This is a genomic window from Herbiconiux sp. UC225_62, assembly GCF_042694625.1.
GTDB lineage: Bacteria > Actinomycetota > Actinomycetes > Actinomycetales > Microbacteriaceae > Herbiconiux.
Genome location: NZ_CP170551.1, coordinates 4,163,809 through 4,176,564, shown reverse-complemented (window position 1 = coordinate 4,176,564; position 12,756 = coordinate 4,163,809). Strand labels below are relative to the sequence as shown.

18 protein-coding genes are annotated in these 12,756 nt (G+C 70.1%); 8 read left to right on the top strand and 10 right to left on the bottom strand.

The window, feature by feature from the left end; all coding sequences use genetic code 11:
- Positions 1 to 44: 44 nt before the first annotated feature.
- Entirely contained in the window at positions 45 to 887 is an 843-nt protein-coding gene (locus ACFJGU_RS20330) for a helix-turn-helix transcriptional regulator (protein ID WP_382306092.1), read from the top strand.
- A 3-nt stretch (positions 888 to 890) separates the two neighbouring features.
- Here the strand turns inward: ACFJGU_RS20330 and ACFJGU_RS20325 are convergent, their stop codons facing one another.
- Entirely contained in the window at positions 891 to 1,349 is a 459-nt protein-coding gene (locus ACFJGU_RS20325; RefSeq protein WP_382306091.1) for a MarR family winged helix-turn-helix transcriptional regulator, read from the bottom strand.
- Positions 1,350 to 1,420: 71 nt separating this feature from the next.
- On the opposite strand from ACFJGU_RS20325, the gene ACFJGU_RS20320 reads away from it, so the two are divergent.
- Positions 1,421 to 2,374: a zinc-binding alcohol dehydrogenase family protein gene (locus ACFJGU_RS20320; RefSeq protein ID WP_382306089.1), complete on the top strand. Its 954-nt coding sequence runs from the start codon at positions 1,421 to 1,423 to the stop codon at positions 2,372 to 2,374.
- 16 nt (positions 2,375 to 2,390) lie between these two features.
- Here the strand turns inward: ACFJGU_RS20320 and ACFJGU_RS20315 are convergent, their stop codons facing one another.
- Positions 2,391 to 2,966 (bottom strand): DinB family protein, encoded by a 576-nt coding sequence (locus ACFJGU_RS20315; protein ID WP_382306087.1) that lies wholly within the window; start codon positions 2,964 to 2,966, stop codon positions 2,391 to 2,393.
- 121 nt (positions 2,967 to 3,087) lie between these two features.
- Here ACFJGU_RS20315 and ACFJGU_RS20310 point away from each other — a divergent pair, with 121 nt between their 5' ends.
- Positions 3,088 to 3,744 carry a DNA-3-methyladenine glycosylase family protein gene (locus ACFJGU_RS20310; RefSeq protein ID WP_382306085.1) on the top strand — a complete coding sequence of 219 codons (657 nt, stop codon included), beginning with the start codon at positions 3,088 to 3,090 and terminating at the stop codon, positions 3,742 to 3,744.
- Here the strand turns inward: ACFJGU_RS20310 and ACFJGU_RS20305 are convergent.
- Positions 3,741 to 3,920, bottom strand: a complete 180-nt coding sequence (locus tag ACFJGU_RS20305; protein WP_382306084.1) for a hypothetical protein — start codon at positions 3,918 to 3,920, stop codon at positions 3,741 to 3,743. The genes ACFJGU_RS20310 and ACFJGU_RS20305 overlap by 4 nt on opposite strands.
- 113 nt (positions 3,921 to 4,033) lie before the next feature.
- Between ACFJGU_RS20305 and ACFJGU_RS20300 the strand changes: the two genes are divergently transcribed.
- Positions 4,034 to 4,399 (top strand): DUF2200 domain-containing protein, encoded by a 366-nt coding sequence (locus ACFJGU_RS20300; protein WP_382306082.1) that lies wholly within the window; start codon positions 4,034 to 4,036, stop codon positions 4,397 to 4,399.
- Between the two features lie 88 nt (positions 4,400 to 4,487).
- Positions 4,488 to 4,868: a VOC family protein gene (locus tag ACFJGU_RS20295; protein ID WP_382306080.1), complete on the top strand. Its 381-nt coding sequence runs from the start codon at positions 4,488 to 4,490 to the stop codon at positions 4,866 to 4,868.
- A 48-nt stretch (positions 4,869 to 4,916) separates the two neighbouring features.
- On the opposite strand, the gene ACFJGU_RS20290 is transcribed toward ACFJGU_RS20295, so the two are convergent.
- Positions 4,917 to 5,705 carry an SDR family NAD(P)-dependent oxidoreductase gene (locus ACFJGU_RS20290; protein WP_382306078.1) on the bottom strand — a complete coding sequence of 263 codons (789 nt, stop codon included), beginning with the start codon at positions 5,703 to 5,705 and terminating at the stop codon, positions 4,917 to 4,919.
- Between the two features lie 86 nt (positions 5,706 to 5,791).
- Between ACFJGU_RS20290 and ACFJGU_RS20285 the strand changes: the two genes are divergently transcribed.
- Entirely contained in the window at positions 5,792 to 6,661 is an 870-nt protein-coding gene (locus ACFJGU_RS20285; protein WP_382306077.1) for a helix-turn-helix transcriptional regulator, read from the top strand.
- A 33-nt stretch (positions 6,662 to 6,694) separates the two neighbouring features.
- Here the strand turns inward: ACFJGU_RS20285 and ACFJGU_RS20280 are convergent, their stop codons facing one another.
- The 5 genes from ACFJGU_RS20280 to ACFJGU_RS20260 all read right to left on the bottom strand — a co-directional run bounded on the left by ACFJGU_RS20280 (position 6,695) and on the right by ACFJGU_RS20260 (position 10,281).
- Positions 6,695 to 7,048: a VOC family protein gene (locus ACFJGU_RS20280; protein ID WP_382306075.1), complete on the bottom strand. Its 354-nt coding sequence runs from the start codon at positions 7,046 to 7,048 to the stop codon at positions 6,695 to 6,697.
- Between the two features lie 52 nt (positions 7,049 to 7,100).
- Positions 7,101 to 8,066: an NAD-dependent epimerase/dehydratase family protein gene (locus ACFJGU_RS20275; RefSeq protein ID WP_382306073.1), complete on the bottom strand. Its 966-nt coding sequence runs from the start codon at positions 8,064 to 8,066 to the stop codon at positions 7,101 to 7,103.
- On the bottom strand, positions 8,063 to 8,503 hold the full coding sequence (locus tag ACFJGU_RS20270) for a MerR family transcriptional regulator (protein WP_382306071.1): 441 nt from the start codon (positions 8,501 to 8,503) through the stop codon (positions 8,063 to 8,065). The genes ACFJGU_RS20275 and ACFJGU_RS20270 overlap by 4 nt, the downstream gene beginning before the upstream one ends.
- 199 nt (positions 8,504 to 8,702) lie before the next feature.
- Positions 8,703 to 9,725: an NADPH:quinone reductase gene (locus ACFJGU_RS20265; RefSeq protein WP_382306070.1), complete on the bottom strand. Its 1,023-nt coding sequence runs from the start codon at positions 9,723 to 9,725 to the stop codon at positions 8,703 to 8,705.
- A gap of 40 nt (positions 9,726 to 9,765) precedes the next feature.
- Positions 9,766 to 10,281 (bottom strand): hypothetical protein, encoded by a 516-nt coding sequence (locus ACFJGU_RS20260; protein ID WP_382306068.1) that lies wholly within the window; start codon positions 10,279 to 10,281, stop codon positions 9,766 to 9,768.
- A gap of 129 nt (positions 10,282 to 10,410) precedes the next feature.
- Here ACFJGU_RS20260 and ACFJGU_RS20255 point away from each other — a divergent pair, with 129 nt between their 5' ends.
- Both ACFJGU_RS20255 and ACFJGU_RS20250 read left to right on the top strand, forming a co-directional pair.
- Entirely contained in the window at positions 10,411 to 11,502 is a 1,092-nt protein-coding gene (locus tag ACFJGU_RS20255; RefSeq protein ID WP_382306066.1) for a C2 family cysteine protease, read from the top strand.
- Positions 11,503 to 11,509: 7 nt separating this feature from the next.
- The gene (locus ACFJGU_RS20250; protein ID WP_382306064.1) at positions 11,510 to 11,821 is read left to right on the top strand and encodes a hypothetical protein; all 312 of its coding nucleotides are present in this window, start codon (positions 11,510 to 11,512) and stop codon (positions 11,819 to 11,821) included.
- 6 nt (positions 11,822 to 11,827) lie between these two features.
- On the opposite strand, the gene ACFJGU_RS20245 is transcribed toward ACFJGU_RS20250, so the two are convergent.
- On the bottom strand, positions 11,828 to 12,724 hold the full coding sequence (locus ACFJGU_RS20245) for a DUF808 domain-containing protein (protein ID WP_382306063.1): 897 nt from the start codon (positions 12,722 to 12,724) through the stop codon (positions 11,828 to 11,830).
- Between the last annotated feature and the right edge of the window lie 32 nt (positions 12,725 to 12,756).

Below are 12,756 nucleotides of genomic sequence, written 5' to 3'. Positions count from 1 at the left end.
AGCAGTACCACTCTGCACCCAGCACCAGGGAGCAGGATGGAGCCATGAGCGAATTCGCCAGCGTGCTGCGAGCCTGGCGCGATCGTGTCGGCCCCGCGGATGTCGGCATGCCCGCCGGTGCCGGACGTCGCACCACGGGCCTCCGCCGTGAAGAACTCGCCGCGCTGGCCGGGGTGAGCGTCGACTACATCGTGCGGCTCGAACAGGGCCGCGCGACGCATCCGTCTCCTCAGCTGCTCGGTGCCCTGGCGCTCGCGTTGCGTCTCACCGAGGAGGAACGGGATCACCTCTACCGCGTCGCCGGGGTCGCCCCGCCGACTCGCAACGTGGTGCCCCAGCACATCACCCCCGGCGTGCAGCGCATCGTCGACCGCCTCGGCGACGTGCCCATGGCGGTGTTCACGGCGACCTACGACATCCTGCTCTGGAATCCGCTGTGGGCTGCACTGACCGGTGACCCGTCACGCTACGTCGGCATCGAACGCAACCTGGTGTGGCGACACTTCACCTCAGGGCACGACGGGATCGATTTCGACGCCCAGCACGAGGAGGACTTCGCGAGCGACCTCGCGGCCGAGTTGCGCGCTGCGGTGGGACGCTACCCGCGTGACGCGTCGCTCGCCCAGCTCGTGGCCCGGCTGCGGGCCGAGTCGTCCGAGTTCGAGCGTCGCTGGGCCGAGGCGCGGGTGGCCGAGCACCGATCGAGCCGCAAGACCGTCACCGGCACACCCGCCGGGCCGATCACGGTCGACTGCGATGTGCTGACCGTGCCGGGCGGCGATCTGCGCGTCGTGGTCTACACGGTGACGCCGGGCAGCGAGGATGAAGCCAAGCTCGACCTCCTGCGCGTCACCGGCCTGCAGGCGCTCACGACCGTCGAGGGCTGACAGTCACCCCTCGAACTGAACCGTCGCATCGAGCGCCTTCGCCAGCAGTTCCTGCAGGGAGCGGCGCTCTGCGGGGCGTAGGGCCGACACCACGGGTGCGAGCTGGTCGGCCAACTCGGCCGCTATCCGCTTTCCGAGCAGCTGTCCGTCCTCGGTGAGGAAGACCTCGACGGCCCTCTTGTCGGAGCGGTCGGCTGCCCGCCCCACGAGTCCGCGCGTCTCGGCCCGCGCGACCAGCCCGCTCAGGGTCGACTTCTCGAGGCCCAGGTAGGCGGCCAGATCCGTCATCCGCAGGCGACGGTCGCGCAGGATGGCCAGCACGCGCAGCTGGGTCAGTGAGAGGTCGTGCTCGGCGGCGATCTTGGTCATCGCGCCCATCGTGAGGAATGCGGACTGTCCCAGGGCGTCGATCAGGGCGCTCGTGTCATCGGATGGGGCTGGGTCCTGCGCTGTCGATGCCATGGTCGCTCCGATTGCATTAGTTGGTAATACGAACTAGATTGCTTCGTATTACCAACTATAGAAGGAGAATCATGAAAGCCGCCGTCGTCACCCGCTTCGATCAAGCCCCTCGTTTCGAGACGTTCCCCCTGCCCACCGAGATCGGTGCGCACGAGGAGATCGCCACGGTGGTCGCCGCAGGCCTTCATCCGCGTGTGCTGTCACAGGCGGACGGCTCCCACTACACCAGCACCGACGACCTACCCCTCGTGCCGGGAATCGACGGCGTGGCCCGCATGGCCGACGGGACCATGCGGTATTTCGTGCAATCGGATGGCGCGCTGGGCTCGATGGCCGAGCAGACGATCGTCGACCGGCGACGGAGCGTGGTGCTGCCGGCCGACGCCGATCCGATCCGGATCGCGGCCGCGATGAATCCGGCGATGTCGTCGTGGGTGGCCCTCCGGCGGCGCATCGACTTCCGGCCGGGCCAGAGGGTGCTCGTGCTCGGCGCCACCGGCAGCGCCGGCCGACTGGCGATCCAGGTCGCCCGGCATCTCGGTGCCGACCGGGTCACCGCGGTCGGGCGCGGAGCCGAGCGACTCGCCGCCCTCGGCGCCGACGTGACGGTCGCCCTCGACGGAGACGACGACGGTGCGATCGCCGCCGATCTCGCCGAAGCGGGCCGGGATGTCGACGTCGTGCTCGACTATCTCTGGGGCGAACCCACGAGCACGGCACTGCGCGCGATCGTGCCGAAGCGGGCCGATGACGATCAGCCACTGAGCTGGGTCCAGATCGGATCGGTCGCCGGCGCGGATTCAGCGATCCCGTCCGCCGCTCTCCGGGCGACACGGCTGCAGTTGGTGGGCAGTGGTCAGGGCTCGGTGCCGACCCGCGACATCCTCAGCGAGCTCGCGGCGCTGGCGGTGGTCGTCAGCGGTGATGCCTTCTCGCTCGCCGCCCGAGCCGTTCCCCTGGAGCGGGTGGAGGAGGCCTGGGCCGAAGCGCCGACGTCGCGCGACCGGATCGTGCTCGTTCCGTGACGCCTGCGGAGGCCCGTCACTGCCCGACGCGGCCGTCGATGCACTCGCGCAGGAGGTCGGCGTGCCCGCAGTGCCGGGCATACTCCTCGATGCGGTGCACCAGCAGTTCCCGCACGGCGATATCCTCGCGCCCGATCCGTTCCCCGAGGTCCGGATGCTCGGCCAGCAGGACGTCGGTCGCGGCCTGCTCCCGGGCCAGATCGACAGAAGCGGCGTCGACCACGGCCTGGTCGGCGACGGCTCCCTCGAAGTCCTCGTCGTCATCGCCGTAGAGGCGCGGCAGGGGATCGCCGGTCGTGATCCAGTTCTGCCAGTCGCGTTCGACCTCGGCGAGATGCCTCAGCAGACCGAGCAGGGACATGGTCGACGGCGGCACGGATCGCCGGGCCAGCTGCTCGGGATCGAGCCCCTCACACTTCATCCGGAGCGTCAACCGGTAGTCGGCCAGGAAGTCCTGCAGCGTCGCCAGCTCGCCCTCGGGGCTGCTCCCGCCCACGTTGCGCGGATCGTCGTCGGGATTGACCCACATGTCGGGGTAGACGGTCGCCTTGCTCCACCGGGTGGGCCGCTCAGGATCGGATGCGTCGCTCATGTCGGTCATCCTCCTCGGCTCGCCACGCCGGCGCCAGTCCCTGACGAAGCGGGAACGCCCCCGACCTGGCCGCCGCGCGACAGCACTTCCGCCGCTGCCCCCGGGCGGCTACTCTCGCGCCATGACGACACGGCAGGACCTCTACGAACTGGGCACCCGCGAACTCGTGGCGCGGGACCCGGTGATCGCGCACCTCGTGGAACTCACCGGTCCGGTGGCGCTGCCCACGCCGACCGACAGCAACTTCACCGCCCTGGTGCGGGCGATCACCTACCAGCAGCTCGCCGGATCGGCGGCACGGGCCATCTACGGGAGGCTCGTCGCCCTGCTCGAGGGCGACGTCGAGCCCGAGCGCATCCTGCGGTTCTCACCCGACGAGCTCCGCGCCGTCGGGCTCTCCGCCGCGAAGGCCGCCTCCGTGCTCGACCTCTCGGCGAAGGTGGCCGAGGGCACCGTGACGATCGACGACTCTGCGCTCGCAGACCTCAGCGACGAGCAGATCGTGGCCGAGCTCACGGTCGTGCGCGGCATCGGCGAGTGGACGGCCGACATCTTCACGATGATCCACCTCGGGCGCATCGACGTGCTGCCGATCGGCGATCTGGGCGTGCGCAAGGGCTACGGCTCGGCGTGGAAGATTCCGACGCCCACCCCGAAGGAGCTGCTCCAGTTGGGGGAGCGGTTCCGGCCCTATCGCAGCGTGCTCGCCTGGTATTGCTGGCGGGCCGACGAGTTGTCCGGCGGAACCGCTCCCAGCCCCGTCACCGGTGGGGTCTAGTCCTCCGCGTCGGTCTGCGCGTCGAAGGCCAGGATCAGGTGGTCGACGGCGGTGATCAGGCCGTGCAGCGCCTGGCGCTCGACCGAGTTCTCGGGGAGTTTCTGGATGTCGTAGCTGGCCGCGCTGGCGGCTTCCTTCGCCCCGGCGATCGCGGCTTCGAATTCAAAGGTGCTCATCGTCTGTCTCCTGTCGTCGCTCCTGCGTGGAGGTCGTGTGTCCTCTCTATCGTGTCGCGCGGCCCGCCCGCTACCCTGTTCGTGAGATCAGTCGTGGTCGAGGAGGCAGAGCAATGGCAGCACACCGGATCTTCGGGATGAGCTTCGCCAGGATCTATGCGCTCTACCTGGCGAAGGTCGAGCGCAAGCAGCACACTCGGGCCGAACTCGACGAGGTCATCTCCTGGCTCACCGGATACGACGAGCCGGGCCTCGAGAAGGCGGTCGCCGACGAAGTCGACCTCGAGACCTTCTTCGCCGAGGCACCGGCGATGAACCCCAACGCGACCCTCATCACGGGCCTCATCTGCGGGATCCGGGTGGAGGACATCGACGACCCGCTGATGCAGAAGATCCGCTATCTGGACAAGCTCGTCGACGAGGTCGCCCGTGGCAAGAAGATGACCTCGATCCTGCGGGAGCCCACGCCGGCCCGGTAGACGTTCGCGCTCCGGCTGCGGGATGGATGTCGGTGGCTGGACTCATGATGGGGACGTCGGGCGGTTCGGCCCGCTGGAAAGGATCACCATGGAGTTCGCATCCATCCGCATCGTCACCGACGACGTCGACCGACTCGCCCGCTTCTACGAGCTCGTCACGGGCACGACGGCCGTGCGCCCGGCGCCGGTGTTCGCCGAGATCCGCGCGGACGGAGGGGGAGCGGCGCTCGCGATCGGGAGCACGGCCACCGTGGCGATGCTCGGCGATCGGGCTCCTCAGCCGGGCAGCAACGACTCCGTGATCATCGAATTCCAGGTCGACGACGTGGATGCCGAGTTCGCCCGTCTCCGTGATGCGCTCGACGACGTGGTGCTCGAGCCCACCACGATGCCCTGGGGCAACCGCTCCACCCTTTTCCGTGACCCGGACGGCAACCTGGTCAACCTGTTCTCGCGCCCGGCCTCCTGAGCCCGCGCGCCGCTGGGCCCGGGCGGGCCGGGCCCAGGTCTCGTGGCCTCAGGCCCCCGCGCCCCCGTCGACGGGAACGATCGCGCCCGTGACGTACGAAGCGCGATCGCTCAGCAGCCACGCGGCCACCTCGGCGATCTCGCGGGGATCGGCCATACGCCCGAGCGGGATGCTCGCCGAGATCCGCTCGACGACGCCGGGAGTCGCCTTCTCCCACGCGTCGATCATCTCGGTCGCCGTGCCTCCGGGAGTGATGCCGTTCACACGGATGCCGTCCGCCGCCCAGCTCACGGCAGCGGTCTCGGTGATGCTGTTGAGCGCCCGCTTCATCGCACCGTAGGCGGGCAGAGCCGGGTTCGCGCGGCGGCTGCCGATGCTCGACGTGTTGACGATGGCGCCTCCGCCTCCTCGTCGCATGAGTGCGGCTTCGGCCGCCATGGCGGTCCAGTGGGCTCGGAAGTTCACCGCGAACTGGGCGTCGATGTCATCGTCGCTGGTGACATCCAGGGGTCCCGGCTGCTGGATGGCGGCGCCGTTGTTGAAAGCGCCGTCGAGGCGGCCGTGGAGCTCGCCGACGCGGTCGACGGCCGCTGGGATGCTCGCCGGGTCGGCGAGGTCGAGCGTCACCGCGTCGGCCGTGCCTCCACCGGCGCGGATCTCCGAGACGATCCGTTCGAGGACGTCGGTACTGCGCGCGGCCAGCACGACGGAGGCGCCCTCCCGGGCGGCGAGACGGGCCGCGGCCTCGCCGATGCCACGGCTGGCGCCGGTGATGAACACGACCTTGCCGTCGAGCAGGCCGATGGGGGTGGGGGTGGGAACGATGGTGTTTGTCATGCCGCCAGTGTCGGTCGACTGCGGCATCCGGATGCAGGCACTGTCAGTACCACGATCCGTTTGCGGTGAGCGCGCACACTGGAGCCATGGACAAACAGGAACTCGGAGCCTTCCTCCGTACCCGGCGTGAGCGCCTGCGGCCGGAGGACGTCGGGCTGGTGTCGGGCGCACGACGCCGGACGCCGGGCCTCCGGCGCGAGGAGATCGCGGTGCTCGCCCACATCTCCACCGAGTACTACGTGCGGCTCGAGCAGGGTCGCGCGCCGCGACCGTCCGGCGACGTGCTGGCGGGGATCTCGGCGGCATTGCTGCTGACGGACGCGGAGTCGGAGCATCTGCACCTCCTCGCCGGCACGGCGCCGATCCAGACAGGTCTGCACCGGCGGGACGTGCGTCCGAGCATCCTGACCCTCCTCGAGCGGCTGACGCAGACGGCGGGGTTCGTGACGTCGGCGACCTTCGAGGTGCTCGCGTGGAACGATCTGGCGGCGGCTCTGATGGAGGACTTCGGAGCGCTCGCGCCCGCCGATCGCAACCTGGCCCGGAAGGTGTTCCTCGTCTCGGACGGTGACGGTCGGGGCGGGCCGCTCTACGGTATCTCCGACCGCGCCGAGTTCCGGCAGACGGTGGTGATGCGCCTGCGCACGACGATGGCGCGGTATCCGTCCGATCCCGCCGTGATCGGACTCGTCGAGGAGTTGCGTTCGGGCAGCGCCGAGTTCGCCCGCCTCTGGGAGCGGCACGACGTCCAGTCGGTGCCGATGCTCACGAAGACCTTCCGACACCCGGTGGTCGGAGACGTCACGGTCGACTGCGATTCGCTGGCCCTGACCGATCGCGATCAGCACCTCGTGCTGTACTCCGCCCCCCAGGGGTCGCGGGACGCTGAGGCGCTGGCGTTACTGAGCGTGCTCGGAACCGAGGGCATCGACATGGTCCCCGACGCCCGTCGCTGAGCGATGGCACGTCGGGCGGGAACGCGGGAGGGTTCAGGCGGGCTGCCAGAGCTCGATCCGGTTGCCCTCCGGATCGGTCACCCAGCCGAACCGGCCGACGCCGTCCATCTCCTGCGTCTCCTCGGCGACGTCGGCTCCGGCCGCTCGCAACTGGTCGAGCATCGCCGCCAGGTCGCGCACTCGGAAGTTGAGCATGACCTGCTGCTCGCGCCGCCCGAAGTAGTCGCTCTCGGCGTCGAAGGCGGCGAAGACCGTCGGTCCGGCCTCCTGCTGCCACAGGCCCATCTCGTCGGCGTCGAGGCCCAGCTTCTCGCGGTACCAGGCGCTCAGCGCCTCCGGGTCGCGCGCCCGCATGAAGTGCCCGCCGATTCCCACCACACGTTCCATGCCGCAAGGATGCCACAACCGGGGGATCGCCACCACGTGATCTGAGAATTGATCAGCTGCCGGCCAGCAGCCCCAGCTCGCGCAGGCCCTCGGCGGTCTCGACGATCGTGTCCTCGACCGGGCGGGGGCGGAATCCGAGCTCGCGTTTCGCGCGCTCGTTGTGGATGACGAGAGGTGTCGGGTCGTCGCCCGGCGCCTCGACCGTGGGCACCCGGGAGGCGAATGCTCCCAACCGTTCGCGCAGCACGTTCGCGACGCCCAGGAAAGTGGTGGTGGGTCCGTCGGCGAGGGCGAGGTAGCGCTTGCCCGCGGCATCCGGGGTCGTCATCGCGGCGACGTGGAGCTGTGCGACGTCGCGGACGTCGGCGATGCCGAAGAGCTGGCGGGGTGTGGCGGTCATCGTGCCGTCGAGCATCGCCGTGAAGACCTGCAACGACGAGCGGGCAGCTGTGGTGAGCGTGGGGCCGGCGATCCAGGTGGGGTTGATCGCCACGAGTTCCAGGTCGCCTCCGTTGTGCGAGACGAAATCCCAGGCTGCGCGCTCGGCGACCGCCTTGGAGAGGGGATAGGCCGGCAGGCCGGGCGTCTCCGGGTCGGTCCAGTCGCTCTCGTCGTAGTCGCGCACGGGCTTCGGCGAGTAGCCGACCGCCGCGAACGACGACGTGAGCACCACGCGGGGGACCGAGGCGTCGCGCGCGGCGCGGAGCACCCTGAGCGTGCCGTCCCGCGCCGGGACCACGACCTCGTCGGGTTCGGTGCCGAGGATCATCGGCGACGCGACGTGGTAGACGCCCTCCGTGCCGGCGGTCGCGGCGGCCCATCCGTCGTCGTCGAGCAGGCTGGCGGTCACGAGCTCGAGGCCCGCGTCATCCGCTCCGCCCCGGCGAACCGCGGTGCGCACCTCGGCTTCGCGGTCGGGCGATCGCACGGTGCCGCGCACCTCGGTTCCCGAGCGCAGCAGGTCGGCGATGAGGCGGGTGGCGAGGTAGCCGGACGCGCCGGTGACGAGGACGGTCATCGCACGGCCTCCTGCAGTCGCGGCACGATCGCGTTCACGCGGATGCTCGCCTCGGCCTCGCCGGCCGCGTCGCCACGTTCCCGCGCGTCCCACAGCTCGGACTTCGCCTCGAGGTATTCGAGGTGCACGTGCAGCGTCTCGATCTCGCGCTCGACCCGCTCGGCGTGCCGGCGGAGCAGATCCCGCTGTTCCCCGGCCGCCGCGCGGCCCCGCGCACGGTTCGCCTGGTAGGTGCGCATGTCGTCGATGCCGACCCCCATCGAGCGGAGGCAGGCGAGCGCCTGCACGGTGTCCAGGTCGTTCTCCCCGTACCGGCGGTGCCGGCTGCTCGGGTCGCGCGCGATCGGGCCGATGAGCCCGACTTCTTCGTAGTAGCGCAACGTGGGCTCGCTCAGCCCGCTCCGTCGCGACACATCCTGAATGGTCAATATCGTCATACCGGCATCCCAACACACTTCAAGCGCTTGAAGTCAAGCGATCTGCTCCAACCTGAGTTCTGGCTGCAGCGACTACGGAACGAGCACGCTCCGCGGTTGCGACAGCACCCGCGTGGCTTCGACCAGTACCGCCGGGCGGTGCGCTGCTGGCTCCCGCGCCTGAGGCCCTATCGGCCGGCCCGGTGACGTTCGGCGTCGCTCAGAGCGACGCGACGTCGATGAGCACCTTGCCGATCACGGAGTGCTCGACCGCGTCGTGAGCGGCCGCCGTCTCCTCGAGCGGGAAGCGCGTCAGCGGCAGACCCGCGTCAGCCCCGACGGGCAGCGCACCGCCGGCCAGCGCGGCCGTGATGTCCTCGGCGGCCGCCGCCAGCGCATCCGGACCCATCGTGTAGAGCAGCAGGAACTGGTAGCGCACGTTGAGCGCGAAATGCGTGCGCACGTCGAGCGACATCGTCGCGCCGCCGTCGGTGGCATAGACCGCGACCGTGCCGTGGTTCGCGAGCACGGCCGCGTTGAGCTCCGCGTTGCGGGCGGGGGAGACCTCCACCACGAGGTCGACGCCGTCGGGCGCCGCCTCCCGGATGCGCACGGCCACGTCGTCCGTGCGGTAGTTCACGATGACGTCGGCTCCGGCGGATGCCGCGAGGGCTGCCTTCTCGGGTGACGACACCGTCGTGACGACGGTCGCCCCGGCCCAGTGGGCGAGCTGGATGGCCGCGTGCCCGACCGCTCCCGCACCGCCGGCGACCAGCACCGTCCTTCCGCTGAGGGCGCCCGGCGCGAGGCGCGACGGGCCGCCGTCGTGCGCGGTCAACGCCCGGTGCGCCGTCATCGCGGGCACGCCGAGAGACGCCCCGACGTCGAAGGAGACCCCCTCGGGCAGCTTCACCACGCGCGACGCGGGCACCACGGTGTACTCCTGCGCGGTGCCGCTGGTGCGCTGGTACGCGGCGAGGAAGAGCCACACCCGGTCACCGGGCGCCACCGAGGTGACTCCGGGCCCGACCGCGTCGACCACGCCTGCGCCGTCCTGGTTGGTCGACTGCTCCTCGACCTCCGTGCCCGCTCCGCTGCCGGCGCGGTTCTTCCAATCGGTCGGGTTCACCGCCGACACGGCCACCCGAACTAGCACCTCCCCGGCCGCGGGCTCGGGGATCGGCCGCTCCTCGAGCCGCAGGACGTCGGATGGGCCGTTCGAGGTGTAGACGATCGCTCTCATGTCCTCTTCCAACGCCCGCGCACACCGCGGGCATTCCGCATCAGCAGTCGGTGTCGGTCACCGCGACCGTGAGACTCAGCAAGGTGTAGCCCTTGTCGGCGAAGCGCAGCTCAGCGCCGGTGTCGTCGGTCGAGCGGATGCCGGTCCAGCCGCCCTCGAGCGACTCCTCCCCGTCGATCTCGGCGAAGCCGTGCTCGCTCAGCACCGGGTTCGCGACCGCCATCACGTCCTTCCAGGTGCCGGCCGTGTCGGGGAGCGACGGATCACCCCGCTTCGTGCCGATCGCGAGCGAGCACCCGCCGCCGTCACCGTCATCGGTCACTCGCGTCTCGGAGTCGTCGGTCCAGGTGACGGTCGGGTAGGCCTCCGTCAACGCTGTCGCGAGATCGTCGACCACCGGCTGGTAGCGCTCGGTGGCGGCATCCGAGTCCAGCGATGCGGAGGGGGTCGAAGCAGCGCACCCGGCGAGGCCGACCGCCACGCCGAGGAGCAGGGCTGCGGCGACCAGAGCCGGGCGGCCGAGGCGGCGGCCCGAAAGGGTGTGCGTGCGAGTCATGAGTCCTCCGTTGCATCCGCTCTCCAGGCTATCGACCCCGCCGGGCCGGCGCATGGGGAGCTCTCCCCATCGACCGCGGCTCGGATGCTCGCTAGGGTCGCAGCATCCGGTGACGAGAAGGGGGCTGCCGTGGGATCGTTCTTCGGAGCGGATGTCGCAGAACTGCGCGCATTCGCGAAGCTGGCGGATTCGAGTGGCGAGCAACTCGACCACACCGTGTCGACGCTGTCGGGCCTGATCGGCCAGGCGGCCTGGCACGGTCCCGACGGGAGCGAGTTCTCGGGGCTCTGGAACGCGAAGCTCCGGGTCAGCCTGCAGCAGGCGAGCAGCGGATTGAAACAGGTGGCCACGACCGTGCGCGCCAACGCCGACCAGCAGGAGGCGTCGTCGACCGACGACGGAGCTTACGGCGGCGGATCGGGTGCGGGTGCCGGCGGCTCCGACTCCGGCGGCAAGGGCGGCAAGGGTGACAAGCCCGACAACCCCGACGCCCCCGACGACATGGGCCCCTACCAGGATCTCGACGACCCGATCCCGCTCGACGACCCGGCGCTCGACCCCACCAACATGGCGCAGGGCCAGCTCGGCGACTGCTGGTTCCTCGCCGCGGCGGGCGCGGTGGCGGCCGCCGACCCGGAGTGGATCCGGGACCACATGTGGCAGAACCCCGACGGCACCTGGACGGTGAAGATGTACAAAGACGGCGAGCCCGTCTACATCCAGGTCGAGCCGACGGTTCCGGAGAACTCCGTCAAGGACGCCGACGGCGACGACAACTGGCTCTCCGTCTATGAGAAGGCCGCGGCGGAGTACTTCGGCGGCGACTACGAGGACATCGATGGCGGCTGGCCGGATGACGCGTTCGAGGCCATCACGGGCCAGAAGTCGGAGGATCTGGGTGAGTCGAACCTCGACGACATCCGCGACAGCCTGAACGATGGCCCGGTCTCCGTCACGACCGAGGGCGACGACGCCTTCTGGTGGTGGCAGGACGAGGTCGACGACAAGGGCATCGTGCCGAACCACGCCTACATCGTCGACACCGTCGAGAACCACGTGAACCCCGACACGGGCAAGGAGGAGCAGATGATCCACTTGCTGAACCCGTGGGGGCCGAACGGCGGGACCCTGGACGGCGAGCAGAAGTACGGCGACGTGTGGCTGACCGAAGACGAGTACAAGGACAACTTCGACCACGCCTTCAGCGGATCGACGAAGTGAGGATGCGATGACGAGCGACGCCGATACCACGAACGGCCCTGCGACGGTCACCGCCGCCCAGGGCTCCCAGCCCACGATCGCGGGACTGCGCATCGGCGTGGTCGCCGCTGCCACGCGCGACGGGGTGTCCAAGGCGCGGTTGCTGCTGCGCCCGGATTCCGGAGACCGGGCGGTCACGGTCGCGGTGGGCGAGACCGTCGACGTGCCCGGGTTCGGCACCGTCACGCTCGACGCGGTGGAGAACACCGGTCATACGGTCACGGCCGGCAGCGGGTCGGCCGAGCGGCCCCGGGTGCGCCTGACGGTCACCCCGGCCTGACGGTCGCTAGTGGGCTGAACCAGCCGTCCGCGGGCGCTTCACCACACGGGACACCCCGGTCACGATCAGCATGACGATCAGGCCGAGCACCAGCCCGAACACGGCCGACATCGCGGTGTCGACGATCCAGACCACGACCGGCCCGGCCGCCTCGATCGCGTGGGTGATGGCGTGCAGGAGGTCGGAGGGTCCGTGCCAGAACGTCTCGGCCAGGTTCGCGATCACCAGGTGGCCACCCACCCAGAGCATCGCGACCGTGCCGATGACGCTGATGACGCGGAACACGCCGGGCATCGCCGCCACGATCCGCGCCCCGGTGCGGCGAACACCGCGCGCCGGACTCTTCATCAAGCGAAGTCCGACGTCGTCGATCTTCACCAGCAGCGCGACCGCGCCGTAGACGAGGGCCGTCATGCCGAGGGCGATCACCGCGAGGGCGCCGAGCGTCATCCAGACCGTGAATTCGGGATCGAGGCTGTCCAGCGCGATGAGCATGATCTCGGTGCTGAGGATGAGGTCGGTGCGGATGGCGCCGAACACGAGTCGCCGCTCGTCGCGCGGCTCGCCGTCGCTTTCGCCCCCGCCGTGGTGCCCGAACCATTCGGTGACCTTCTCCGCGCCCTCGAAGCACAGGTAGGTTCCGCCGACGATGAGCAGGAACGGCAGCACCCAGGGCGCGAACGCGGAGAGCAGCAGCGCGAGCGGGATGATGATGACGAACTTGTTGAACAGGCTGCCGAGCGAGATGCGCCACACCACGGGCAATTCGCGTGCGGGCGTGAGGCCCTGCACGTACTGCGGTGTGACGGCTGCGTCGTCGATCACGACACCCGCGGTCTTGGCGCTGGCTTTGAGGGCGGCGGTGAGGATGTCATCGACGACGGCGAGCAGGCCGACCGACATGGGCGTCTCCTTGGATGGGGGCGTGGACCTGC

Excerpts from the sequence above, each read along its gene's own strand:
- ACFJGU_RS20330 (WP_382306092.1), top strand. The coding sequence starts at position 45 with ATGAGCGAATTCGCCAGCGTGCTGCGAGCCTGGCGCGATCGTGTCGGC.
- ACFJGU_RS20325 (WP_382306091.1), bottom strand. The coding sequence starts at position 1,349 with ATGGCATCGACAGCGCAGGACCCAGCCCCATCCGATGACACGAGCGCC.
- ACFJGU_RS20320 (WP_382306089.1), top strand. The coding sequence starts at position 1,421 with ATGAAAGCCGCCGTCGTCACCCGCTTCGATCAAGCCCCTCGTTTCGAG.
- ACFJGU_RS20315 (WP_382306087.1), bottom strand. The coding sequence starts at position 2,966 with ATGAGCGACGCATCCGATCCTGAGCGGCCCACCCGGTGGAGCAAGGCG.
- ACFJGU_RS20310 (WP_382306085.1), top strand. The coding sequence starts at position 3,088 with ATGACGACACGGCAGGACCTCTACGAACTGGGCACCCGCGAACTCGTG.
- ACFJGU_RS20305 (WP_382306084.1), bottom strand. The coding sequence starts at position 3,920 with ATGAGCACCTTTGAATTCGAAGCCGCGATCGCCGGGGCGAAGGAAGCC.
- ACFJGU_RS20300 (WP_382306082.1), top strand. The coding sequence starts at position 4,034 with ATGGCAGCACACCGGATCTTCGGGATGAGCTTCGCCAGGATCTATGCG.
- ACFJGU_RS20295 (WP_382306080.1), top strand. The coding sequence starts at position 4,488 with ATGGAGTTCGCATCCATCCGCATCGTCACCGACGACGTCGACCGACTC.
- ACFJGU_RS20290 (WP_382306078.1), bottom strand. The coding sequence starts at position 5,705 with ATGACAAACACCATCGTTCCCACCCCCACCCCCATCGGCCTGCTCGAC.
- ACFJGU_RS20285 (WP_382306077.1), top strand. The coding sequence starts at position 5,792 with ATGGACAAACAGGAACTCGGAGCCTTCCTCCGTACCCGGCGTGAGCGC.
- ACFJGU_RS20280 (WP_382306075.1), bottom strand. The coding sequence starts at position 7,048 with ATGGAACGTGTGGTGGGAATCGGCGGGCACTTCATGCGGGCGCGCGAC.
- ACFJGU_RS20275 (WP_382306073.1), bottom strand. The coding sequence starts at position 8,066 with ATGACCGTCCTCGTCACCGGCGCGTCCGGCTACCTCGCCACCCGCCTC.
- ACFJGU_RS20270 (WP_382306071.1), bottom strand. The coding sequence starts at position 8,503 with ATGACGATATTGACCATTCAGGATGTGTCGCGACGGAGCGGGCTGAGC.
- ACFJGU_RS20265 (WP_382306070.1), bottom strand. The coding sequence starts at position 9,725 with ATGAGAGCGATCGTCTACACCTCGAACGGCCCATCCGACGTCCTGCGG.
- ACFJGU_RS20260 (WP_382306068.1), bottom strand. The coding sequence starts at position 10,281 with ATGACTCGCACGCACACCCTTTCGGGCCGCCGCCTCGGCCGCCCGGCT.
- ACFJGU_RS20250 (WP_382306064.1), top strand. The coding sequence starts at position 11,510 with ATGACGAGCGACGCCGATACCACGAACGGCCCTGCGACGGTCACCGCC.
- ACFJGU_RS20245 (WP_382306063.1), bottom strand. The coding sequence starts at position 12,724 with ATGTCGGTCGGCCTGCTCGCCGTCGTCGATGACATCCTCACCGCCGCC.